The organism is Bradyrhizobium sp. WSM1417 (assembly GCF_000515415.1).
In the GTDB taxonomy this organism is placed as follows: domain Bacteria; phylum Pseudomonadota; class Alphaproteobacteria; order Rhizobiales; family Xanthobacteraceae; genus Bradyrhizobium.
Genome location: NZ_KI911783.1, coordinates 1,167,203 through 1,188,858 on the forward strand (window position 1 = coordinate 1,167,203; position 21,656 = coordinate 1,188,858).

Annotated in this window: 17 protein-coding genes; 13 read left to right on the plus strand and 4 right to left on the minus strand. The window is 65.0% G+C overall.

Annotated features, from left to right (window positions below):
* Positions 1 to 143: 143 nt before the first annotated feature.
* Together BRA1417_RS0105715 and BRA1417_RS0105720 are read right to left on the minus strand one after the other, a co-directional pair.
* Entirely contained in the window at positions 144 to 2,714 is a 2,571-nt protein-coding gene (locus tag BRA1417_RS0105715) for an ABC transporter permease (protein ID WP_027514994.1), read from the minus strand.
* A complete protein-coding gene (locus BRA1417_RS0105720) occupies positions 2,711 to 3,433 on the minus strand; it encodes an ABC transporter ATP-binding protein (protein ID WP_027514995.1) in 723 nt (240 codons plus the stop codon). The genes BRA1417_RS0105715 and BRA1417_RS0105720 overlap by 4 nt, the downstream gene beginning before the upstream one ends.
* 55 nt (positions 3,434 to 3,488) lie before the next feature.
* On the opposite strand from BRA1417_RS0105720, the gene BRA1417_RS0105725 reads away from it, so the two are divergent.
* The 12 genes from BRA1417_RS0105725 (at position 3,489) to BRA1417_RS0105780 (ending at position 17,493) form a co-directional block, all read left to right on the plus strand.
* Complete coding sequence (locus BRA1417_RS0105725; protein ID WP_027514996.1) at positions 3,489 to 4,136, plus strand: arylesterase; 648 nt, start codon at positions 3,489 to 3,491, stop codon at positions 4,134 to 4,136.
* A gap of 182 nt (positions 4,137 to 4,318) precedes the next feature.
* Positions 4,319 to 4,855: an RNA 2',3'-cyclic phosphodiesterase gene (gene thpR, locus BRA1417_RS0105730; protein ID WP_007598862.1), complete on the plus strand. Its 537-nt coding sequence runs from the start codon at positions 4,319 to 4,321 to the stop codon at positions 4,853 to 4,855.
* 110 nt (positions 4,856 to 4,965) lie between these two features.
* On the plus strand, positions 4,966 to 6,150 hold the full coding sequence (gene zapE / locus BRA1417_RS0105735; RefSeq protein WP_027514997.1) for a cell division protein ZapE: 1,185 nt from the start codon (positions 4,966 to 4,968) through the stop codon (positions 6,148 to 6,150).
* Between the two features lie 212 nt (positions 6,151 to 6,362).
* Positions 6,363 to 7,331, plus strand: coding sequence for a malate dehydrogenase (gene mdh, locus BRA1417_RS0105740; RefSeq protein WP_007598869.1), 969 nt, complete (start codon positions 6,363 to 6,365; stop codon positions 7,329 to 7,331).
* A gap of 216 nt (positions 7,332 to 7,547) precedes the next feature.
* A complete protein-coding gene (gene sucC / locus BRA1417_RS0105745) occupies positions 7,548 to 8,744 on the plus strand; it encodes an ADP-forming succinate--CoA ligase subunit beta (protein ID WP_027514998.1) in 1,197 nt (398 codons plus the stop codon).
* A gap of 4 nt (positions 8,745 to 8,748) precedes the next feature.
* Positions 8,749 to 9,228 (plus strand): DUF1579 family protein, encoded by a 480-nt coding sequence (locus BRA1417_RS0105750; protein ID WP_027514999.1) that lies wholly within the window; start codon positions 8,749 to 8,751, stop codon positions 9,226 to 9,228.
* A gap of 34 nt (positions 9,229 to 9,262) precedes the next feature.
* Positions 9,263 to 10,147: a succinate--CoA ligase subunit alpha gene (sucD, locus tag BRA1417_RS0105755; RefSeq protein ID WP_027515000.1), complete on the plus strand. Its 885-nt coding sequence runs from the start codon at positions 9,263 to 9,265 to the stop codon at positions 10,145 to 10,147.
* A gap of 137 nt (positions 10,148 to 10,284) precedes the next feature.
* A complete protein-coding gene (locus BRA1417_RS0105760; protein ID WP_027515001.1) occupies positions 10,285 to 13,254 on the plus strand; it encodes a 2-oxoglutarate dehydrogenase E1 component in 2,970 nt (989 codons plus the stop codon).
* A gap of 162 nt (positions 13,255 to 13,416) precedes the next feature.
* The gene (odhB, locus tag BRA1417_RS0105765) at positions 13,417 to 14,661 is read left to right on the plus strand and encodes a 2-oxoglutarate dehydrogenase complex dihydrolipoyllysine-residue succinyltransferase (protein WP_027515002.1); all 1,245 of its coding nucleotides are present in this window, start codon (positions 13,417 to 13,419) and stop codon (positions 14,659 to 14,661) included.
* A 64-nt stretch (positions 14,662 to 14,725) separates the two neighbouring features.
* Positions 14,726 to 15,475, plus strand: coding sequence for an SDR family oxidoreductase (locus tag BRA1417_RS0105770; RefSeq protein WP_027515003.1), 750 nt, complete (start codon positions 14,726 to 14,728; stop codon positions 15,473 to 15,475).
* A 56-nt stretch (positions 15,476 to 15,531) separates the two neighbouring features.
* Positions 15,532 to 16,929 carry a dihydrolipoyl dehydrogenase gene (gene lpdA, locus BRA1417_RS0105775; RefSeq protein WP_027515004.1) on the plus strand — a complete coding sequence of 466 codons (1,398 nt, stop codon included), beginning with the start codon at positions 15,532 to 15,534 and terminating at the stop codon, positions 16,927 to 16,929.
* Between the two features lie 33 nt (positions 16,930 to 16,962).
* Positions 16,963 to 17,493 (plus strand): hypothetical protein, encoded by a 531-nt coding sequence (locus BRA1417_RS0105780; RefSeq protein WP_027515005.1) that lies wholly within the window; start codon positions 16,963 to 16,965, stop codon positions 17,491 to 17,493.
* 174 nt (positions 17,494 to 17,667) lie between these two features.
* Here BRA1417_RS0105780 and BRA1417_RS0105785 read toward each other — a convergent pair whose 3' ends face one another.
* Entirely contained in the window at positions 17,668 to 18,258 is a 591-nt protein-coding gene (locus tag BRA1417_RS0105785) for a DUF4337 domain-containing protein (RefSeq protein ID WP_027515006.1), read from the minus strand.
* Positions 18,259 to 18,358: 100 nt separating this feature from the next.
* Positions 18,359 to 19,324 (minus strand): tyrosine recombinase XerC, encoded by a 966-nt coding sequence (locus BRA1417_RS0105790; RefSeq protein WP_027515007.1) that lies wholly within the window; start codon positions 19,322 to 19,324, stop codon positions 18,359 to 18,361.
* Positions 19,325 to 19,435: 111 nt separating this feature from the next.
* On the opposite strand from BRA1417_RS0105790, the gene BRA1417_RS0105795 reads away from it, so the two are divergent.
* Positions 19,436 to 21,646 carry a primosomal protein N' gene (locus tag BRA1417_RS0105795; protein WP_027515008.1) on the plus strand — a complete coding sequence of 737 codons (2,211 nt, stop codon included), beginning with the start codon at positions 19,436 to 19,438 and terminating at the stop codon, positions 21,644 to 21,646.
* Positions 21,647 to 21,656: the final 10 nt, after the last annotated feature.

Here is a 21,656-nt window from a genome sequence, read left to right on the forward strand (position 1 = left end):
TCGATATGTGGGAAACTAACACATCCGCTGCAACCGTCCACGCGCGGCTGAATGTCGCCCTTCCCTGCAATCCTGGCGAGCGGACGTGGTTAATCGCTGGAATCGTGCGATTCCGCTCCCGCGCAGCCGCCCGCTACCATTTGTCACAAATTCCGCAACACCGTGGCGGGCTTTTTGTTCAACGCCAGCAGCGTGCCGGCGAGACCCAGGCCGACCGTGACGACCAAGGCAGCCGCGACCACGCCGGCTGCGCTGCCGCCCTGCCAGACGAAAGTGAGGGTCATCAGCCGGGTCACGATCATCCAGGCCGCGACGCTGCCGGCGAAAACGCCGAACATTGCGGTGGCAAGCCCGATCAGGAGGTATTCGAGGGCATAGGCGCCGAGCAGCCGCAGCCGGGTCGCGCCCAGGGTCTTGAGGATCACCGCATCGTAGACCCGGTGGCGATGGCCGGCGGCGAGCGCACCGCCCAGCACCAGAATCGCCGAGATCAGAGTCACCGCGCTGGCGCCCCGGATCGCCAGCGCAAGGTTGGTCACGACCGAGCCGACCGTCTCCATCACCTCCCGCACGCGTACGCTCGTCACCATCGGATAGGCGTCAGCGACCTCCTTGATGATCTTGCCGTCGCCGGCCGCATCGCCGCCGGCTTCCGTCAGCGTCGCGATGTGGGTATGCGGGGCGCCCTTGAATGCGTTCGGCGAAAACACGAGGACGAAATTGATACCGAGGCCCTGCCAGTCGATGCTGCGCAGATTGCTGATCTTCGCGGGGATGTCGCGGCCGAGGATATTGACCACGACCTCGTCGCCGAGCTTGAGGCCAAGTCCGTCCGCAATCTTCTTCTCCATCGAAACCAGTGGCGGGCCGGAATAATCGGCGCTCCACCACTCGCCCTCGACCACCTTGGAGCCTTTCGGCAACTCGGCGGTATAGGTCAGGCCACGGTCGCTCTGCAGCACCCACTCGGAATCGGTGCTGGGCTTGAGCTCTTCGGCGCGGACGCCACGGGCTCCGACGATGCGCCCGCGCAGCATCGGTACGTCATCGACCGTCGCGCCAGGGGCGATCTGGCGCAGATATGAGTCGAACTGCTCGGCTTGCGTGCTCGGAATGTCGATGAAGAAGAACGATGGCGCGTGCTCGGGCAGTGCCGCCAGGAACTGCCGGCGCAGATTGCCGTCGATCTGGGTGATGGTGACGAGCACGGCGAGCCCGAGGCCCAGCGACAGCACGACCGAGGGCGTCAGCGCGCCCGGCCGGTGGATGTTGGCAATCGCAAGTCGCAGCATCGGCCAGCGCGTGCGCGGCAGCCGTCGTGCGATCGTCATCAGCAGGGCGGCGATGCCGCGCAGCAGCGCGAACACGATGACAGAGGAGGCCACGAACACCGCGGCGATGCGCTTGTCGAAGGAGAGGCCAATCACCACCGCGATCAGCAGCGCGATCACGACAGCCATGAAGACGAGATAGCTCCAGCGTGGCCGATGCCATTCGGAGCTGATGGTGTCGCGGAACAGGGCGGCCACCGGCACGTCGTGCACCCGCCCGAGCGGCCACAGGCCGAAGGCAAGCGCCGTGAGCAGCCCGTAGACGAACGACAGCGCGAGTTCGTCGGCATGCACCGCCGGCACCACCGGCAGCGGCAGCAGCTTGCCGAGCAGGCCGACGATCGCAAACGGCATGGCGGCGCCGAGCGCGAGCCCGATCAGCGACCCGATCGCGGCGAGCAGGAGCACCTGGGCGAGATAGATGCCGAACACGTCGCGCCCGGTGGCGCCGACGGCCTTGAAGGCCGCGATCACCTCGAGCTTGTGGTCGATATGGGCCTTGACGGCATTGGCGACACCGACGCCGCCGACCAGCAGCGCGGCGAGGCCGACCAGCGTCAGGAACTGCGTGAAGCGGTTGATGTTGCGCTCGAGCTGCGGCGAGGCATTGGAGCGGCTGCGGACCTCCCAGCCGGCCTGCGGCGCGGCGTTGCGGGCGTCCGCGATGAAGGCGTCGGTGGCGCGCTCATCGTTGGCGATCTCCGGCAGCTTCACCCGATAGACCCAGCGCACCAGGCTGCCGGGCTGGATCAGGCCTGTAGCGCGAAGGCCCGCCTCGCTGATCAGGAAGCGCGGGCCGAAGCCGATGCCGCCGGCGAGCTTGTCGGGCTCGGCTTCGACGGCGCTGCGGATCTGGAACGTCGCAGCCCCGACTGTGACGCGATCGCCGGTCTTGAGCGACAGCCGCGCCAGCAGCGTCGGATCGGCGGCCGCGCCGAACGCGCCGTCGCGCTCCGCCAGCAGGTCGGACATCGGCAGCGGCGGCGCCAGCGTCAATTGGCCGAGCATCGGATAGGTGTCGTCGACCGCCTTCATCTCGACCAGCGCCAGCTTGCCCTCGGCCGAGCGCGCCATGCCGCGCAGTGTGGCGGCGCTCGAGACGGTACCGCGCGAACGCAGGAAGGCGACTTCCTCCGGCTTCGCCTCGCGCTGAAACAGGACGAATGACACGTCGCCGCCGAGCAGCGTGCGGCCCTCGCGGGCGAGGCCGTCGCTCAGGCTCGCCGAGACCGAGCCGACACCGGCGATCGCCATCACGCCGAGCGCGATGCAGGCGATGAAGACGTAGAAGCCGCGCAGGCCGCCGCGCAATTCGCGCAACGCATAGCGCAGCGACAGCGCGACGCCGTTGGGCTTCGCGAACGGTTCGGCAGCGATGCTCATGCCGGCGCCGACTGGGTGTCGATCCGGCCCGAGCGCAGGCGGATCACGCGATCACAGCGATGCGCGAGCGAGGAATCGTGCGTGACCAGCACCAGCGTCATGCCGCGCTCGGCATGCTTGCTGAACAGGAGGTCGACGATCTGTTGTCCCGTGGCTTCGTCGAGATTGCCGGTCGGCTCGTCGGCAACGAGGATCGCGGGATCGGGTGCCAGCGCGCGGGCCAGCGCGACGCGCTGCTGCTCGCCGCCGGAGAGCTGCGTCGGATAATGATGCAGACGGTCGCCGAGCCCGACCGAATGAAGCTCTTGCGCCGCGCGCTTTGCGGCGTCGGGATTGCCCGCAAGCTCGAGCGGCACCGCGACGTTCTCCAGCGCGGTCATGGTCGGGATCAGATGGAAGGACTGGAAGACGATGCCGACCTGGCGGCCGCGGAAGCGGGCCAGCGCGTCCTCGTCGAGGGCATTGAAAGGCGTGCCGCTGACCACCACCTCTCCGCTATCAGGACGCTCCAGCCCCGCCATCACCATCAGCAGCGTGGATTTGCCCGAGCCTGACGGGCCGATCAGGCCGATCGTTTCGCTCCGGCCGACGCGCAAGCTGATATCCTTGAGAATGTGAACGCGTGCCGCGCCCGTACCCAATGACAGATTGACGTTGGAGATGGCGATGGTGTCCGCCGAACTGTCGGCGAGCGAAGAGGAAGAGATGCGAGTGTCCATGGTCCGGTCATATGGCAACTCCGCACGCGCGGTCGAGAGGCGTTACGGATTGTTCATGCACATAGCCGTGTTGATGCTCGCTTTGATGACGGTCGCAAATCCGGCGTGGGCTCCGGCATGGGCCGAGGCGGCGAATCCGATCAAGCTGGTGGTTCTCGGCGATTCCCTGAGCGCCGGCCTCGGCCTCCCGGCCCAGCAAGCGTTCCCCGCAAAGCTTCAAAAAGCCTTGCAAGACAAAGGCATAGAGGTCGATATGACCAATGCCGGGGTCTCCGGCGACACCTCCTCGGGAGGGCGTGACCGGCTCGACTGGTCGGTCCCCGACGGAACCGACGGTGTGATCATCGAGCTCGGCGCCAACGATGCGCTGCGCGGCATCGATCCCGATTTGACGCGCACCGCGCTGACCGAGATCGTCCAGCGCCTCAAGGCGCGCAAGATCGCGGTGATGCTGTGCGGCATGCTGGCGCCGCCGAATTACGGCGCGGATTATGCCGCACGCTTTAATTCGATTTATCCGGATCTGGCGAAAAAATTCGGCGTGCCGCTCTATCCGTTTTTTCTTGAGGGTGTCGCGGCCGATGCCAAGCTCAACCAGGCCGACGGCATTCATCCGACCGCGGCCGGCGTCGACATCATCGTCAGGAATATCTTGCCCACGGTTGAGGCATTCATTGGCACGATCGCTGGGCAGCGGCGTTGAAAAGCAGGCAGCGCCGACCGTAATTCCCAGGGTTTTACCGGGGTGAGGCGCGCGATGCTTCGCAGAGTCACACAACTGCGATAGGAATTAAGGTACCGGTGATTCGTCGCCGGCTCTAAAATTTGGATATGACCTTGGGATCTTGCCCTCGGATCATGCCCAAGCATCGGGAGTGCGAAACGATGCCGCGTTTGTTCACTGGTCTGGAAATTCCGGCCGAGATTGGCCAGTCGCTTTCCAATTTGCGGGGCGGCCTTCCCGGCGCCCGCTGGATCGATCCCGAAAATTACCACGTCACACTGCGCTTCATCGGCAATATCGACGGCATGTCCGCCAACGAAATCGCCTCGATGCTGTTTCGCGTCGATCGCAAGCCGTTCGAGGTGAAGGTGCAGGGTTTGCAGAGTTTCGGCGGACGCAAGCCGCGCGCGGTGGTGGCCACCATCGTGCCGAGCAAGCCGCTGATGGAATTGCAGGCCGAGCTCGAGCGCCTGATGCAGCGGATCGGCCTCGACCCGGAAGGCCGCAAGTTCATCCCGCATGTCACGCTGGCCCGGCTGCACGACGCCACCGACCGTGACGTAGCCGATTATCTCTCGCTGCGCGGCTATTTTCCTAGCAAGGCCTTCACGGCCGAACGCTTCGTGCTGTTCTCGTCCCGCGCCTCCACCGGCGGCGGGCCCTATGTGGTCGAGGACGCCTACGAGCTGTGTGAGTAGCGAAGCTCTCGTGCCCCAAACGCTACGCAGCGCGACCGGGACACGGAACGCATAGCGCCCCGCACCAATTCACGGCTTGCAATTTCCGCTCATCTCTGGCGGTAAAGAGCATGCTCTCGACCCCCAGTTCCTCATTCCGCGAGGCCTATCAGGCCCAGATCGCGTCCGGCGCGATCGAGCCCGACGCTGCCCAGGCCGAAATCGCCGACGCCTATGCAGCGCTCGACCAGCGGCTCGCCGATTACAAGCCGGCGCGCAAGCAGGGCCTGCTCAGCCGCCTCTTCAGCAGCGACAAGGACGAGGCGCCGCACGGGCTCTACGTCCATGGCGAGGTCGGCCGCGGCAAGACCATGCTGATGGATCTGTTCTTCCAGCACTCGACCGTCGAGCACAAGCGGCGCGCGCATTTCCACGAATTCATGGCCGATGTGCACGAGCGCATCTACGATTATCGCCAAGACATCGCGCGCGGCGAGATCGCCGACGGCGACGTCATCGCGCTGACCGCGCATGCGATCTTCGAGGAGAGCTGGCTGCTCTGCTTCGACGAATTCCACGTCACCGACATTGCAGACGCGATGATCCTCGGCCGCCTGTTCGCAAAACTGCTGGAGCTCGGCACCGTCGTGGTCGCGACCTCCAACGTCGCGCCTGACGACCTCTACAAGGGCGGTCTGAACCGTTCGCTGTTCCTGCCCTTCATCAGGCAGATCACCGACCACATGGACGTGCTGCGGCTCGAGGCGCGCACCGACTTCCGGCTGGAAAAGCTTCAAGGCGTGCCGATGTGGCTGACGCCGGCAGACACCGAGGCGGACGCCGCGCTCGACCGCGCCTGGTCGAAGATGTCAGGCGGCGCCAAATGCAAATCGCGCGATATTTCGATCAAGGGCCGCATCCTGCACGTGCCGTGCTCGGCCCACGGCGTGGCGCGCTTCGCGTTCGCCGATCTCTGTGAGAAGCCGCTCGGGGCATCCGACTATCTCAGGCTGGCGCACGATTATCACACCATCCTGGTCGACCATATTCCAGTGATGGACATCTCCCAGCGCAACGCCGCCAAGCGTTTCATCACGCTGATCGACACGCTCTATGACAATGCCGTGAAGCTGATGGCCTCGGCCGATGCCAACCCGATCTCGCTCTATCTTGCCAACGAGGGCAACGAGGCCAACGAGTTCAAGCGCACCGCCTCGCGCCTGATCGAAATGAGCTCGGAATCGTATCTGGCGCTGCCCCACGGCCGCAAGGATTCCACCGCCAGCGGATCGACCAAAGGTTTGGTTGAGACCTAAAGGGTCTGGCGGAGACTTAAGTCCTATTTAGTCCTATTTGCCAGCGCTGTCATTCCGGGCTCGGCGCTTCCCAAGCCCCGGAATGACGAGGTTGCGCTTGAATACGCGGCAAGCCCGACAATTGGGCAACCCGTGACTTGAACGGGGGAGGCGAAAGGGATAACCACCCGTCTCAGTTTTCCCCTCCTTACGTGTCTAAAGGACAGGCTCACATGGCGCGCGACAAGATTGCTTTGATTGGCTCCGGTCAGATCGGCGGAACGCTGGCTCATCTCATCGGCCTGAAAGAGCTGGGCGACGTGGTGATGTTCGACATCGCCGAGGGCGTGCCGCAGGGCAAGGCGCTCGACATCGCGCAGTCCTCGCCGGTCGACGGCTTTGACGCGCACTACACCGGCGCCAACTCCTACGAGGCGCTCGACAACGCAAAGGTCTGCATCGTCACCGCCGGCGTGCCGCGCAAGCCCGGCATGAGCCGCGACGACCTCCTCTCCATCAACCTCAAGGTCATGGAACAGGTCGGCGCCGGCATCAAGAAATACGCCCCCGACGCCTTCGTCATCTGCATCACCAACCCGCTCGACGCGATGGTCTGGGCGCTGCAGAAGGCTAGCGGCCTGCCGCACAAGAAGGTCGTCGGCATGGCCGGCGTGCTGGATTCGTCGCGCTTCCGCTACTTCCTGGCCGACGAGTTCAACGTTTCGGTCGAAGACGTCACCGCCTTCGTGCTGGGCGGCCATGGCGACACCATGGTGCCGCTGGTAAAATACTCCACCGTCGCCGGCATCCCGTTGCCCGATCTCGTCAAGATGGGCTGGACCTCGCAGGCGCGCCTCGACGAGATCGTCGACCGCACCCGCAACGGCGGCGCCGAGATCGTCAACCTGCTCAAGACCGGCTCGGCCTTCTACGCGCCGGCGGCTTCCGCGATCGCGATGGCCGAGAGCTATCTGCGTGACAAGAAGCGCGTGCTGGCCTCGGCCGCCTACCTGAACGGCGAATACGGCGTGAAGGACATGTATGTCGGCGTGCCCGTCGTGATCGGCTCCAAGGGCGTCGAGCGCGTCGTCGAGATCGAGCTCGTCGGCAAGGACCGCGAAGCCTTCGACAAGTCGGTCGGCGCGGTGCAGGGTCTGGTTGACGCCTGCAAGAAGATCGCACCCGATCTTCTGGGCCGCTAAACCCAATATCCCCGCCGAAGACCGAAACCCGGTCTTCGGCGGTTTCATTTCCGGGGTCCGCCAAACCTTGTTTAAGGTTGGGGCGGGTCCTGGTCCCCAAGTCCAGAGATAGATGTCAGAGAATCCGGGTTGCAGTTCTTGTGGTATATGGTATGCCAGCCACAAGACTGAGGTGGGCCTACGAGGTCACCGCCCGCGGGTTCAGGGAGCGACCATATGAATATCCATGAGTATCAGGCCAAAGCGCTGCTGAACGAGTTCGGTGTCGCGATCTCCAAGGGCGTTCCGGTCCTGAAGGCGGCCGATGCGGACGCGGCGGCAAAGGCACTCCCGGGCCCGGTCTGGGTCGTGAAGAGCCAGATCCACGCCGGCGGCCGCGGCAAGGGCAAGTTCAAGGAAGCCTCCGCCGGCGACAAGGGCGGCGTCCGCATCGCCAAGTCGGCCGCGGAGGTTGCCGAATTCGCCAAGCAGATGCTCGGCGCCACGCTCGTCACCATCCAGACCGGTCCCGCCGGCAAGCAGGTCAACCGCCTCTACATCGAGGACGGCTCCGACATCGACAAGGAATTCTACCTCTCGATCCTGGTCGATCGCGAGACCTCGCGCGTCTCCTTCGTGGTGTCGACCGAGGGCGGCGTCAACATCGAGGACGTCGCGCACAACAGCCCTGAGAAGATCGTGACCTTCTCGATCGATCCCGCGACCGGTATCATGGGCCATCACGGCCGCACCGTCGCGAATGCGCTGAAGCTCTCCGGCGATCTCGCCAAGCAGGCCGAGAAGCTCACCGCGCAGCTCTACGCGGCGTTCGTCGCCAAGGACATGTCGATGCTGGAGATCAACCCGCTGGTCGTGACCAAGCAGGGCCAGCTCCGCGTGCTCGACGCCAAGGTGTCGTTCGACGACAACGCGCTGTTTCGTCACCCCGAGGTGCTCGCGCTGCGCGACGAGACCGAGGAAGACGCCAAAGAAATCGAGGCGTCGAAATACGACCTCAACTACGTCACCCTCGACGGCAACATCGGCTGCATGGTCAACGGCGCCGGCCTCGCGATGGCGACGATGGACATCATCAAGCTCTACGGCATGGCGCCGGCCAACTTCCTCGACGTCGGCGGCAGCGCCAGCAAGGAAAAGGTCGCGGCCGCCTTCAAGATCATCACCGCCGATCCCAACGTGAAGGGCATCCTGGTCAACATCTTCGGCGGCATCATGAAGTGCGACGTGATCGCCGAGGGCGTCACGGCCGCCGTGCGTGAAGTCGGCCTCAGCGTGCCGCTGGTGGTTCGCCTCGAAGGCACCAATGTCGAGCTGGGCAAGAAGATCATCCGTGAATCCGGCCTGAACGTGGTGCCGGCCGACAATCTCGACGACGCCGCGCAGAAGATCGTGAAGGCCGTCAAGGGAGGCTGAGGCCATGACCCAGGACCATCTCGCTGCATCATCCCCGCTGCCGGAGCACGCGCGACTTGCCGCGTTCGCCGGTGAATGGAATGGCGAGGAGGTGGTCTTTCCGTCGCGCTGGACGGAGGGCGGAATGGCGACTTCTCGCGTCGTGGCCCACATGGATCTCAACGGCTTCTATCTGATCCAGGACTCGGTCCAGACCCGCGACGGCAAGCAGAGCTTCGCCACCCACGGCATCTTCACCTTCGACCGCGAAGACCGGACCTACAAATTGTTCTGGTACGATTCGCTCGGCTACACGCCGCCCTCGCCCGCCTCCGGCGGCTGGGTCGGCAAGACCCTGACGCTGGTGCGCGGCTCGCTCCGCGGCAATGCGCGCCACGTCTATGAAATCATCGACGACGATTCCTATTCGTTGAAGATCCAGTTCTCGCCGGACGCGGAAGGCTGGGCCGACGTGCTCACCGGCGTCTACCGCCGCATCCACTGACCTCTCACTCGTTAGTTTCGCGAAAGCAGACCTCATGTCCATCCTGATCGACAAGAACACCAAGGTCATCTGCCAGGGCTTTACCGGCAAGAACGGCACCTTCCACTCGGAGGCCGCGATTGCCTATGGCACCAAGATGGTCGGCGGCACTTCGCCCGGCAAAGGCGGCGCGACGCATCTGGGCCTGCCGGTGTTCGACACCGTGCGCGAGGCGCGTGAGAAGACCGGCGCCGATGCGTCGGTGATCTACGTGCCGCCGCCGGGCGCGGCCGATGCGATCTGCGAAGCCATCGACGCCGAGATACCGCTGATCGTCTGCATCACGGAAGGTATCCCGGTCATCGACATGGTCCGGGTGAAGCGTTCGCTGGCCGGCTCCAAGTCGCGCCTGATCGGGCCGAACTGCCCGGGCGTCATGACCGCCGGCGAGTGCAAGATCGGCATCATGCCGGCCAACATCTTCAAGACCGGCAGCGTCGGCATCGTCTCGCGCTCGGGCACCCTGACCTACGAAGCCGTGTTCCAGACCACCCAGGAAGGCCTCGGCCAGACCACCGCGGTCGGCATCGGCGGCGACCCGGTCAAGGGAACCGAGTTCATCGACGTGCTGGAAATGCTGCTCGGCGATCCCAAGACCGAGTCGATCATCATGATCGGCGAGATCGGCGGTTCCGCCGAGGAGGACGCCGCCCAGTTCCTCAAGGACGAGGCCAAGCGCGGCCGCAAGAAGCCGATGGTCGGTTTCATCGCCGGTGTCACGGCCCCTCCCGGCCGCCGCATGGGCCACGCCGGCGCGATCATTTCGGGCGGCAAGGGCGACGCCGGCTCCAAGACCGACGCGATGAAATCGGCAGGAATTACAGTGTCGCCATCTCCCGCTCGCCTTGGCCACACGCTTGCCGAAAAATTGAAGGGCTGATTCACTCCTTCGTAATTTTCCGGGCGAAGTTTCGCAGCAAATAGGGTAAATGGTGCCTGTCGCGCTGGTCCTCTGCCGGGGAGCCCAGCGCCAGCGCCGTTTGTTATGCGCGAACCGAAATCGCCAGGAACTCAAGTATGTCTCGCCAAGACGCGAACGCAGCCTTTGCCCTCTCCTCATTTTTGCAGGGCACCAACGCCACCTACATCGACGAAATCTACGCCCGCTACGAGAAGGACCCGTCCTCGGTCGATGCCGAGTGGCAGGACTTCTTCAAGAGCCTCAACGACCAGCCGGGCGACATCAGCAAGAACGCCCAGGGCCCGTCCTGGGAGCGCGCCAACTGGCCGCTGACCCCGCAGGACGATCTGACCTCCGCGCTCGACGGCAATTGGGCGGAAGTCGAGAAGACGGTCGGAGCCAAGATCGCCGCCAAGGCGCAGGCCAAGAGCGGCGACAAGGGCGGCGGCCTCTCCTCCGCCGACCTGCTCCAAGCCACCCGCGACTCGGTCCGGGCCCTGATGCTGATCCGGTCCTACCGCATGCGCGGGCACTTCCACGCCAAGCTCGATCCGCTCGGCATCGAAGCCCAGCGCAATCGCGAAGAGCTCGATCCGCGGACCTACGGCTTCAGCGAAGCCGATTTCGACCGCAAGATCTTCCTCGATCATGTGCTCGGTCTCGAATACGCCAGCTTGCGTGAAATCACCGCGATCTGCGAGCGCACCTACTGCCAGACGCTCGGCGTCGAGTTCATGCACATCACCAACGCGGCGCAGAAGGCGTGGATCCAGGAACGCATCGAGGGGCCGGACAAGGAAATCTCCTTCACCCGCGAAGGCCGCCGCGCCATCCTGATGAAGCTGGTCGAAGCCGAAGGCTTCGAGAAATTCTGCGACACCAAATTCACCGGCACCAAGCGCTTCGGCCTGGACGGTGCTGAATCGCTGATCCCCGCGCTCGAGCAGATCATCAAGCGCGGCGGCAATCTCGGCGTGAAGGAGGTCGTGCTGGGCATGCCGCATCGCGGCCGCCTCAACGTGCTGACCCAGGTGATGGGCAAGCCGCATCGCGCGCTGTTCCACGAGTTCAAGGGCGGCTCGGCCAATCCTGATGCGGTCGAAGGCTCCGGCGACGTCAAATATCACCTCGGCGCGTCCTCGGATCGCGAGTTCGACGGTAACCGCATCCATCTGTCGCTGACCGCCAACCCCTCGCATCTCGAGATCGTCGATCCCGTCGTGCTCGGCAAGGTCCGCGCCAAGCAGGACCAGCACGGCGATCCGCCGGATATGCGCATCTCGGTGATGCCGCTGCTGATGCATGGCGACGCCGCGTTCGCCGGCCAGGGCGTGGTCGCGGAATGTTTCGGCCTGTCGGACCTGAAGGGCTACCGCACCGGCGGCTCCGTGCACTTCATCGTCAACAACCAGATCGGCTTCACCACCTATCCGCGTTATTCCCGTTCGTCGCCTTATCCGTCGGATGTGGCGAAGATGATCGACGCGCCGATCTTCCACGTTAACGGCGACGATCCGGAAGCCGTTGTGTTCGCGGCCAAGGTCGCGACCGAGTTTCGGCAGAAATTCCACAAGCCCGTCGTCATCGACATGTTCTGCTACCGCAGGCATGGCCATAACGAGGGTGACGAGCCGGCATTCACCCAGCCGGTGATGTACAAGAAGATCGCGGCCCATCCGTCGACGCTCGAGCTCTACGCCCGCCGTCTCATCAGCGAAGGCGTGCTGACCGAGGGCGAGGTCGAGAAGGCCAAGGCGGACTGGCGCGCGCGGCTCGATGCCGAGCTCGAAGCCGGCTCCGGCTACAAGCCCAACAAGGCCGACTGGCTCGACGGCAAATGGGCCGGCTTCAAGATCGCCGATCAGGAAGAAGACGCGCGGCGTGGCGTCACCGGCGTCGACATCGCCGCCCTGAAGGACATCGGTCGCAAGATCACCAAGGTGCCGGATGGGTTCCGCGTCCACCGCACCATCCAGCGCTTCCTCGAAAACCGCGCCAAGGCGATCGACGGCGGCACGGGCATCGACTGGGCGACCGGCGAGGCGCTGGCGTTCTGCACGCTGCTCAACGAGAACCACCATGTCCGCCTGTCCGGACAGGATTCGGAGCGCGGCACCTTCTCGCAGCGCCACTCGGTCCTGATCGACCAGGAAGACGAGAGCCGCTACACGCCGTTCAACCATCTCGGTCACGAGCAGGGCCATTACGAGGTCATCAACTCGCTGCTGTCGGAAGAAGCCGTGCTCGGCTTCGAATACGGATACTCGCTCGCCGAGCCGAACACGTTGACCCTGTGGGAAGCGCAGTTCGGCGACTTCGCCAACGGCGCGCAGGTCGTGTTCGACCAGTTCATCTCCTCGGGTGAGCGCAAATGGCTGCGCATGTCCGGCCTCGTCTGCCTCCTGCCGCATGGCTATGAAGGTCAGGGACCCGAGCACTCCTCGGCGCGTCTGGAGCGTTATCTCCAGATGTGCGCGGAAGACAACATGCAGGTGGTCTATCCAACCACGCCGGCGAACTACTTCCACGTGCTGCGCCGGCAGCTCCACCGCGAGATCCGCAAGCCGCTGATCGTGATGACGCCGAAGTCGCTGCTGCGCCACAAGCGGGCGGTGTCGCGTCTCGAGGAGCTCGCGAAGGGAACGACCTTCCACCGCATCCTCTATGACGACGCCCAGATGCTGCCGAGCGAAGCGATCAAGCTCGTTCCCGACGAGAAGATCCGCCGCATCGTGCTCTGCTCGGGCAAGGTCTATTACGACCTCTACGAGGAGCGCGAGAAGCGCGGGATGGACGACATCTACCTGATGCGCGTCGAGCAGCTCTATCCGGTGCCGCTCAAGGCCTTGGTGGCCGAGCTGTCGCGCTTCAAGAAGGCCGAAGTGGTGTGGTGCCAGGAAGAGCCCCGCAACATGGGTGCCTGGCACTTCATCGAGCCCTATCTGGAATGGGTGCTGAACCAGGTGAACGGTGTGAGCCGGCGTCCGCGTTATGTCGGCCGCGCCGCCTCCGCCGCGACCGCGACGGGTCTGATGTCGAAGCATCAGGCCCAGTTGAAGGCGTTCCTGGACGAAGCATTGAGCTGAGAAGTTTTTTGGACGTCGTCATGCCCCGCGAAGGCGGGGCATCCAGTATTCCGCGCCGCTCGTCTTTATCACGAAAGTCACGGCGTACTGGATTGCCCGCCTTCGCGGGCAATGACGTATGAAATTCCCGACCGCATTGGCGATCTCCTTAAGGAAAAGACCATGACTGAAATTCGTGTGCCGACCCTCGGCGAATCCGTCACCGAGGCCACCATCGGCCGCTGGTTCAAGAAGGCGGGCGATGCCGTCGCCGTCGACGAGCCCTTGGTGGAGCTCGAGACCGACAAGGTCACCATTGAGGTCCCGGCGCCGTCCGCGGGCACGCTAAGCGAGATCATCGCTGCAGATGGCACGACCGTCGCAGTCGGCGCGCTGCTTGGCCAGATCACCGAAGGCGCCGCCGGCGCTGCCAAGCCGGCTGCCGCTGCGCCCGCAAAGCCCGCGGCTGCCGCTCCTGCTGCCGCCGCTGCGGCTGCTCCCGCTGCGGCGAAGGCGCCGCCGGCCGATGCGCCGCTCGCCCCGTCCGTGCGCAAGCTCTCGGTCGAGACCGGAATCGACGCCTCGACCGTTCCCGGCTCCGGCAAGGACGGCCGTGTCACCAAGGGCGACATGCTCGCCGCGATCGAGCGTGCGGCCTCGGCGCCGACCCCGGTCAACCAGCCCGCCGCCGCAGTTCAGGTCCGCGCGCCCTCGCCGGCCGATGACGCCGCCCGCGAAGAGCGCGTCAAGATGACCCGGCTGCGCCAGACCATCGCGCGCCGCCTCAAGGACGTGCAGAACACCGCCGCCATGCTCACGACCTTCAACGAGGTCGACATGACCAACGTCATGGCGCTGCGTGCGCACTACAAGGATGCGTTCGAGAAGAAGCATGGCTCGAAGCTCGGCTTCATGGGCTTCTTCACCAAGGCCGTCGTGCAGGGGCTGAAGGATATTCCGGCCGTCAACGCCGAGATCGACGGCACCGATCTGATCTACAAGAACTACTACCACATCGGCGTCGCCGTCGGCACCGACAAGGGCCTTGTCGTGCCCGTGGTGCGCGACTGCGACAACAAGTCGATCGCCGACATCGAGAAGGGCATCGCCGATTTCAGCCGCCGCGCCCGTGACGGCCAGCTCAAGATCGACGAGATGCAGGGCGGCACCTTCACCATCACCAATGGCGGCATCTACGGCTCGCTGATGTCGACCCCGATCCTCAACGCGCCGCAGTCCGGCATCCTCGGCATGCACAAGATCCAGGAGCGGCCGATGGTCGTCGGCGGCAAGATCGAGGTCCGCCCGATGATGTATCTGGCGCTGTCCTACGATCACCGCGTCATCGACGGCAAGGAAGCCGTGACCTTCCTGGTTCGCGTCAAGGAGAGCCTGGAAGATCCCGCGCGCCTGGTGCTCGATCTCTGATTCCTGATGCTCTGCGAGCGCCGTCGCCCTTCGCGACGGCGCGTGTCGAACCATGGAGGCACGCGTGACCGATAGAGTCGTTGTTATCACCGGCGGCAGCCGCGGCATTGGCCGCGCGACTGCGATCGCGGCGGCCGCTCGCGGCTTCCGAATCGTTGTCGGCTATGCCAGCAACAAGCAGGCCGCCGACGAGGTGGTTTCCGCGATCGAAGCCAGCAACGGCAAGGCCATCGCGGTGAAATGCGACGTCGCCGAGGAAAGCGACATCCTGGCGCTGTTCAAGGCCGCGGACGCGTTCGGCACGCTCGGCGCGCTCGTCAACAATGGCGGTATCGTCGGGACCAGCGGCGTGCGCGTCGACGAGATGTCGGCCGAGCGCATCCAGCGCGTCATGGCGGTCAACGTCACCGGCTCCATCCTCTGCGCGCGCGAAGCCGTGAAGCGGATGTCGACCAGGCACGGCGGCCAGGGCGGCGTCATCGTCAATCTGTCATCGGTTGCTGCCAAGCTCGGCGCGCCGAACACCTATGTCGACTATGCCGCGTCCAAGGGCGCGATCGATTCCTTCACCGTCGGCCTCGGCTATGAGGTCGCCGGCGAGGGCATTCGCGTCGCGGGCATCCGCCCCGGCCTGATCGATACCGAAATCCACGCTGCCGGCGGTGAGCCCGACCGCGCCCATCGTCTGGCCCATATGGTGCCGATGAAGCGCGTCGGGACTGCCGATGAAGTCGCCAATGCCATCGTCTGGCTGATGTCGGATGAGGCCTCCTACGTCACCTCAGCCATTCTCGATGTGTCCGGCGGACGCTGACGCGCCGCGCGGACGCTGACACATCCCTCAACGCTAAACTTACGGGACTTTCTCTCATGGCATACGATCTCGTCGTCATCGGCACTGGACCGGGCGGTTATGTCTGCGCGGTGCGTGCAGCGCAGCTCGGCATGAAAGTCGCCGTGGTGGAAAAGAACGCGACGCTCGGCGGCACCTGCCTCAATGTCGGCTGCATGCCGTCGAAAGCGCTGCTGCACGCCTCCGAAATGTTCGAGGAGGCCGGGCATTCCTTCGCCAAGATGGGCGTCAGCGTCTCCGCGCCGAAGCTCGATTTGCCTGCGATGATGAACTTCAAGCAGCAGGGCATCGACGGCAACGTCAAGGGCGTCGAGTTCCTGATGAAGAAGAACAAGATCGACGTGCTCAAGGGCGCCGGCAAGATTCTCGGCACCGGCAAGGTCGAGGTCTCCGCCGACGGCAAGTCGCAGGTGATCGAGACCAAGAACATCGTGATCGCCACCGGCTCGGACATCGCGCGCCTCAAGGGCATCGAGATCGACGAGACGCGCATCGTGTCGTCGACCGGCGCACTGTCGCTGGACAAGGTCCCCGGCAAGCTCTTGATCGTCGGCGCCGGCGTGATCGGGCTCGAGCTCGGCTCGGTCTGGCACCGTCTCGGCGCCGAAGTCGTCGTCGTCGAATTCCTGGATCGCATCCTGCCCGGCATGGACGGCGAGATCGCCAAGCAATTCCAGCGCATCCTGGAGAAGCAGGGCTTTGCGTTCAAGCTCGGTGCCAAGGTCACGGGCGTGGACACTTCCGGCAAGACGCTGAAGGCCACGATCGAGCCCGCCGCCGGCGGCGCCGCCGAGACGCTGGAAGCGGACGTCGTTCTCGTCAGCATCGGTCGTGTGCCGTACACGGAGGGGCTGGGCCTGAAGGAAGCCGGCGTTGCGCTCGACAATCGTGCTCGCGTGCAGATCGATCCGCACTTCGCCACCAGCGTGAAGGGCGTCTATGCCATCGGCGATGTCGTCGCGGGCCCGATGCTCGCGCACAAGGCCGAGGATGAAGGCGTCGCTGTTGCCGAGATCATCGCCGGGCAGGCCGGCCACGTGAACTACGATGTTATCCCAGGCGTCGTGTATACCACGCCGGAAGTATCCTCCGTCGGCAAGACCGAGGAGGAGCTGAAGCAGGCGGGCGTGGCTTATACGGTCGGGAAGTTTCCCTTTACCGCCAACGGCCGCTCCAAGGTCAACCAGACCACCGACGGTTTTGTGAAGATTCTCGCAGATGCGAAGACCGATCGCGTGCTCGGTGTGCACATTATCGGCCGCGAAGCCGGCGAAATGATCCATGAGGCGGCCGTTCTCATGGAGTTTGGCGGCAGCGCGGAGGATCTCGCGCGCACCTGCCACGCGCACCCGACTCGCTCGGAGGCCATCAAGGAAGCCGCGCTTGCAGTCGGCAAGCGGGCCATCCATATGTAGGTCGCGCCCAGCGCCGAATCGGGCGGGAAACACATGCTACGCCGCCTGCTTCAACCGGTCTGGGTCCTGCTTGCGATCATCTTCCTGATCGAAGCCTGGCTGTGGGACCATCTCGAACCGATCGTTGCGCGCGTTGTCGCCATTGTCCCGCTCGCGCGGTTCAAGCAATGGCTGTCGGACCGCGTCGATGCGCTGTCGCCGGCGATGACGCTGATCGTGTTCGCCGTGCCCATCATCCCGCTGTTTCCGCTCAAGCTGGTCGGCCTGTGGCTGCTCACGCACGAATATTGGACCAGCGCGGTCTTCACCATCGTGTTCGCAAAGCTGCTCGGGGTCGGCGTCACCGCCTTCGTCTTCGACGTGACGCGCGACAAGCTGATGGAGATGGCTTGGTTCGAGCGGCTCTATGATCTGGTGCTGAAGCTGCGTGCCAAGGCCGCCGAGCTGGTCGATCCGGTCAAGCGGCGCATCAAGGAGCTGATCGCCGGCAACGGCGAAGGCTGGTCCTCCCGCACGCTCCGCCTGATCCAGCGCTTTCGCAAGAGCGTGCACGAAGCGCGCTGAGCGCTGTTGTTCAGCCTACGTTTCCACCAAATCCTCAGGTGTCGTCCCGGCGTAGGCCGGGACCCATACCCCCAGGGAAAAGTTTGGCGAAGTCTCGTCGTTCGGGACGACTACCATCCGCAATCGCTAAATCACGCGGTATGGGTCCCGGCCTTCGCCGGGACGACGGCGATCTCAATGCAAATGCAGCAGATGCGGCAACCACAGGCCGAGCCCGGTCATGACGAGCCCGGCGATCGTCAGCAGGCCGGCGACATAGGCGAGCGCGATCATGCCGGTGATGATGGTGGCTGAGGCCAGAACGATGCCGATCTGGAAGGCGGCGGACGCCAGCTCGAAGTGATGATACTTCGCTGTCGCCTCGTCGCGCTCATGCTCGGCGTGCTTGGCCTTTTCGGCCAGCTGCTCGGTGCCTTCGCCGGTCTCCGGCTCGGAGCGATAGCGCTGCGCGGTCTTCTGCCAGTCCTCGATCTGCTTCTGCACGGCCACCTTGTTGGCCTCGTCGCTCGCCGCGCCGAGGATGAGCTTGCCCTGGTCGGCCATGGTCTGCACCACGGTGCGGCGGATGCTCTTGGCCTGGAAGAAGGCCCAGAGGTTGGAAGCCTCGACGTTCTTGCTGATCGATTCGGTCTGGGCGCCCTTGCCGAGCGTTTCGGAGATCGCCAGGAAAAGCGCCAGAACGGCAATCAGGAGCGCGATCTTCTTGTTCGAGCCGGACGCGTGTTCGGCGTGCTCGGCATGCTCCATGCTTTCATGTGCGCTCATAAGTCCCTCCTGGCTCGGTTCCCCACGATTGACCGAACCGCGCGCGCCGCGCAAGAGGCATGCGTGCCGAGAGGCTTGCTATGACAGCTTCATGTCAGCATCAGCGCCGCGGATGCGCGTTGGCATAGACTTCCAGCAGCCGCTCGGCATCGATGCCGGTATAGATCTGCGTGGTCGAGAGCGAGGCATGGCCGAGCAATTCCTGGATCGCGCGCAAATCGCCGCCGCGTGACAACAGATGCGTGGCGAAGGAATGCCGGAGCGCGTGCGGCGTGGCGCTGTCGGGCAGGCCGAGCGCGCCGCGCAGCCGCTCCATCGCGAGCTGGATGATGCGCGGGCTCAAGGGCCCGCCGCGCGCGCCGACGAAGATCGGGCCTTCCGCCGGCAGCGCATACGGGCACATCGAAACGTATTCCTGCACCAGTTCGAGCACGTTCTGGAGCACCGGCACCATGCGGGTCTTGTTGCCTTTGCCAGTGACGATCAGCACGTCGCCTTCTCCGGGACGCGGCACCTCGCGGCGCGTCAGCCCCAGCGCTTCGGAGATGCGCAGGCCCGAGCCGTAGAGGAGAGCCATTACCGCGGCATCGCGCGCCAAAATCCAGGTCTCGCGATCCTCGCCGGCGCGCTCGTCGGCGTCCGCAAGACGTTTGGCCGACGCCATCGGCAGCGGCTTTGGCAGGCTCTTTGCGACTTTCGGTGCGCGGATCGCCGAGAGCGCCCCGACCTTGCCCTTGCCTTCGCGCTCCAGGAAGCGGCCGAACGAGCGCAGGCCCGCGAGTGCGCGCATCAGCGAGCGGCCGGCAATATCGTCGGCGCGGCGCATTGCCATGAAGGCCCTGATATCGGTGGCCTCCAGCCCGGCGAAACGCTTCAGCGTCACCCGCTCGCCCCAATGGCCGCAGAGGAAATTCAGGCACTGCCGCAAATCGCGGGCATAGGCTTCCAGCGTCTTCGGCGACAGCCGCCGCTCCGCGCCGAGATGCGACAGCCAGCGCGTCATCTCCTGCGCGATATCAGGGGCGGCGCTGGCGAGCTCGATCTGTGGGGCGGCCGCTTTGCTCATGCGCTCTGGACGTGGTGATTCCACTCAGTATATCGCATCACACTCGTTTATCGTTCGCTAAGGTCGCCTCAGGGCGCTAGCCTTGAAGCCCCGGGTTCCGATTCCTCCTCCATGGATCACACGTCGCGCAGCACCGCCGTTTCCGCCAACGCGACCCGCATCGTCGACGTGCTGGTGCCGGTCGCGCTCGACCAGACCTATTCCTACAAGGTGCCGCGCGGGATGGAGCTGAAGGCGGGCGATATTATCGGCGTGCCGCTCGGCCCGCGCGAGGTGCTCGCCGTGGTCTGGGCCGAAAACGCCAATCCGGATCCGCGCCTGCACAACCGCCTGAAGGAGGTCAGCGAAAAGCTCGACATCCCGCCGCTGAAGCCCGAGTTGCGTGCGGTCGTGGACTGGATCGCCAATTACACGCTGAGCCCGCGCGGCATGGTACTGCGCATGTGCCTGCGGATGGGCGAGAACCTCGGCCCCGAGCGGGTGCGCGCCGGCGTGCGCCTGGTTGGCGATCCCCCGCGGCGGCTGACGCCGGCGCGGCAGCGCCTGATCGAGGTGCTGTCAGACCGGCTGCTGCACGGAAAGTCCGAGGCGGCCAAGCAGGCCGGCGTTTCAGTCGGCGTGATCGACGGCCTCGTCGACGAAGGTACGCTCGCGGTCGAGCCGATGCCGCCGGCTCCGCCGCCGCCGGCCCCAGATCCGGATTTCAGCCGGCCGGATTTTTCGCCGCTCCAGCGCGCCGGGGTCGATGCGATGCGCGCGCTCGCGGCCAACGGCAGCTTTCACGTCGCGCTGCTCGACGGTGTCACCGGCTCGGGCAAGACCGAGGTTTACTTCGAAGCCGTGGCCGAGGCGATCCGCCGCGGAAAACAGTCGCTGATCCTGATGCCGGAGATCGCGCTCACCGGCCAGTTCCTTGATCGCTTCGCGCAGCGTTTTGGCGTGCGCCCTCTGGAATGGCATTCCGAACTGACGCCGCGCACCCGCGCGCGCAATTGGGCGGCGATCTCCGAGGGCAGCGCGCCGGTCGTGGTCGGCGCGCGCTCGGCGCTGTTTCTGCCCTACGCCAATCTCGGTCTCATCGTGGTCGATGAAGAGCACGACCAAGCCTACAAGCAGGACGAGGGCGTGCATTATCACGCCCGCGACATGGCGGTGGTGCGCGCCCATATCGCAAAGGTCCCGATCGTGCTGGCGTCGGCGACGCCGTCGGTCGAATCCGAGGTCAATGCGCGCAAGAACCGCTATCAGCGCATCGCGCTGCCGTCGCGCTTCGGCGGCCAGCACATGCCGCATATCGAGGCCATCGACATGCGCCGCGAGCCGCCGGCGCGCGGCCGCTTCATCTCGCCGCGGCTGGCCTCCGAGATCAGGACCGCGATCGAGCGGCGCGAGCAGGCGCTCTTGTTTCTCAATCGCCGCGGCTATGCGCCGTTGACGCTGTGCCGCGCCTGCGGGCATCGCTTCGCCTGCACCATCTGCGATGCCTGGCTGGTCGATCATCGCTTTCGCCAGCGTCTCGTCTGTCACCATTGCGGTTTCTCGATGCCGCGTCCGCAAACCTGTCCGCATTGCGCGGCGGAAGAATCGCTGGTCGCGGTCGGGCCCGGCGTCGAGCGCCTGCAGGAAGAGGCGGCGGCGCTGTTCCCGGAGGCGCGCACCATGGTGCTGTCGAGCGATCTCATCACCTCGATCGAGACGATGCGCTCCGAGCTGAATGACATCGCGGAGGGCCGCGTCGACGTCATCATCGGCACCCAGCTCGTCGCCAAGGGCCACAATTTCCCGCGGCTCAACCTGGTCGGCGTGGTCGATGCGGATCTCGGCCTGTCCAACGGCGATCCGCGCGCCTCGGAACGCACCTGGCAATTGCTCAACCAGGTGATCGGCCGTGCCGGCCGCGAGCAGGGCCGCGGCGTCGGCTATCTCCAGACCCACCAGCCCGATCATCCCGTGATGAAGGCGCTGATCGCCTGCGACCGCGAAGCCTTCTACGACAGCGAGATCGATTTGCGCGAACGCACGCTCTATCCGCCGTTCGGGCGGCTCGCGAGTCTGATCATTTCTGCCGGCGACCGGCCGAGCGCCGAAGGCTTTGGCCGCCACCTCGTCGCGCTCGCGCCGCGCGATGAGCGCGTGGTGGTGCTGGGCCCGGCGGAAGCCCCGCTCGCGGTCATCAAGGGCCGCTACCGCTTCCGCATTCTGGTGAAATCCGCACGCGGCTTCGACCTGTCGGATTATCTGCGCAACTGGCTGGCCGTATGTCCGAAGCCGAAGGGCAATCAAAAGCTCGAAGTCGATGTCGATCCGCAGAGCTTCTTGTAGGCCACCGCTC

What these genes read in the sequence shown, in the direction of transcription:
- BRA1417_RS0105715 (WP_027514994.1), bottom strand. Translation starts at nt 2,714, where the DNA reads ATGAGCATCGCTGCCGAACCGTTCGCGAAGCCCAACGGCGTCGCGCTG.
- BRA1417_RS0105720 (WP_027514995.1), bottom strand. Translation starts at nt 3,433, where the DNA reads ATGGACACTCGCATCTCTTCCTCTTCGCTCGCCGACAGTTCGGCGGAC.
- BRA1417_RS0105725 (WP_027514996.1), top strand. Translation starts at nt 3,489, where the DNA reads ATGCACATAGCCGTGTTGATGCTCGCTTTGATGACGGTCGCAAATCCG.
- thpR (WP_007598862.1), top strand. Translation starts at nt 4,319, where the DNA reads ATGCCGCGTTTGTTCACTGGTCTGGAAATTCCGGCCGAGATTGGCCAG.
- zapE (WP_027514997.1), top strand. Translation starts at nt 4,966, where the DNA reads ATGCTCTCGACCCCCAGTTCCTCATTCCGCGAGGCCTATCAGGCCCAG.
- mdh (WP_007598869.1), top strand. Translation starts at nt 6,363, where the DNA reads ATGGCGCGCGACAAGATTGCTTTGATTGGCTCCGGTCAGATCGGCGGA.
- sucC (WP_027514998.1), top strand. Translation starts at nt 7,548, where the DNA reads ATGAATATCCATGAGTATCAGGCCAAAGCGCTGCTGAACGAGTTCGGT.
- BRA1417_RS0105750 (WP_027514999.1), top strand. Translation starts at nt 8,749, where the DNA reads ATGACCCAGGACCATCTCGCTGCATCATCCCCGCTGCCGGAGCACGCG.
- sucD (WP_027515000.1), top strand. Translation starts at nt 9,263, where the DNA reads ATGTCCATCCTGATCGACAAGAACACCAAGGTCATCTGCCAGGGCTTT.
- BRA1417_RS0105760 (WP_027515001.1), top strand. Translation starts at nt 10,285, where the DNA reads ATGTCTCGCCAAGACGCGAACGCAGCCTTTGCCCTCTCCTCATTTTTG.
- odhB (WP_027515002.1), top strand. Translation starts at nt 13,417, where the DNA reads ATGACTGAAATTCGTGTGCCGACCCTCGGCGAATCCGTCACCGAGGCC.
- lpdA (WP_027515004.1), top strand. Translation starts at nt 15,532, where the DNA reads ATGGCATACGATCTCGTCGTCATCGGCACTGGACCGGGCGGTTATGTC.
- BRA1417_RS0105780 (WP_027515005.1), top strand. Translation starts at nt 16,963, where the DNA reads ATGCTACGCCGCCTGCTTCAACCGGTCTGGGTCCTGCTTGCGATCATC.
- BRA1417_RS0105785 (WP_027515006.1), bottom strand. Translation starts at nt 18,258, where the DNA reads ATGAGCGCACATGAAAGCATGGAGCATGCCGAGCACGCCGAACACGCG.
- BRA1417_RS0105790 (WP_027515007.1), bottom strand. Translation starts at nt 19,324, where the DNA reads ATGAGCAAAGCGGCCGCCCCACAGATCGAGCTCGCCAGCGCCGCCCCT.
- BRA1417_RS0105795 (WP_027515008.1), top strand. Translation starts at nt 19,436, where the DNA reads ATGGATCACACGTCGCGCAGCACCGCCGTTTCCGCCAACGCGACCCGC.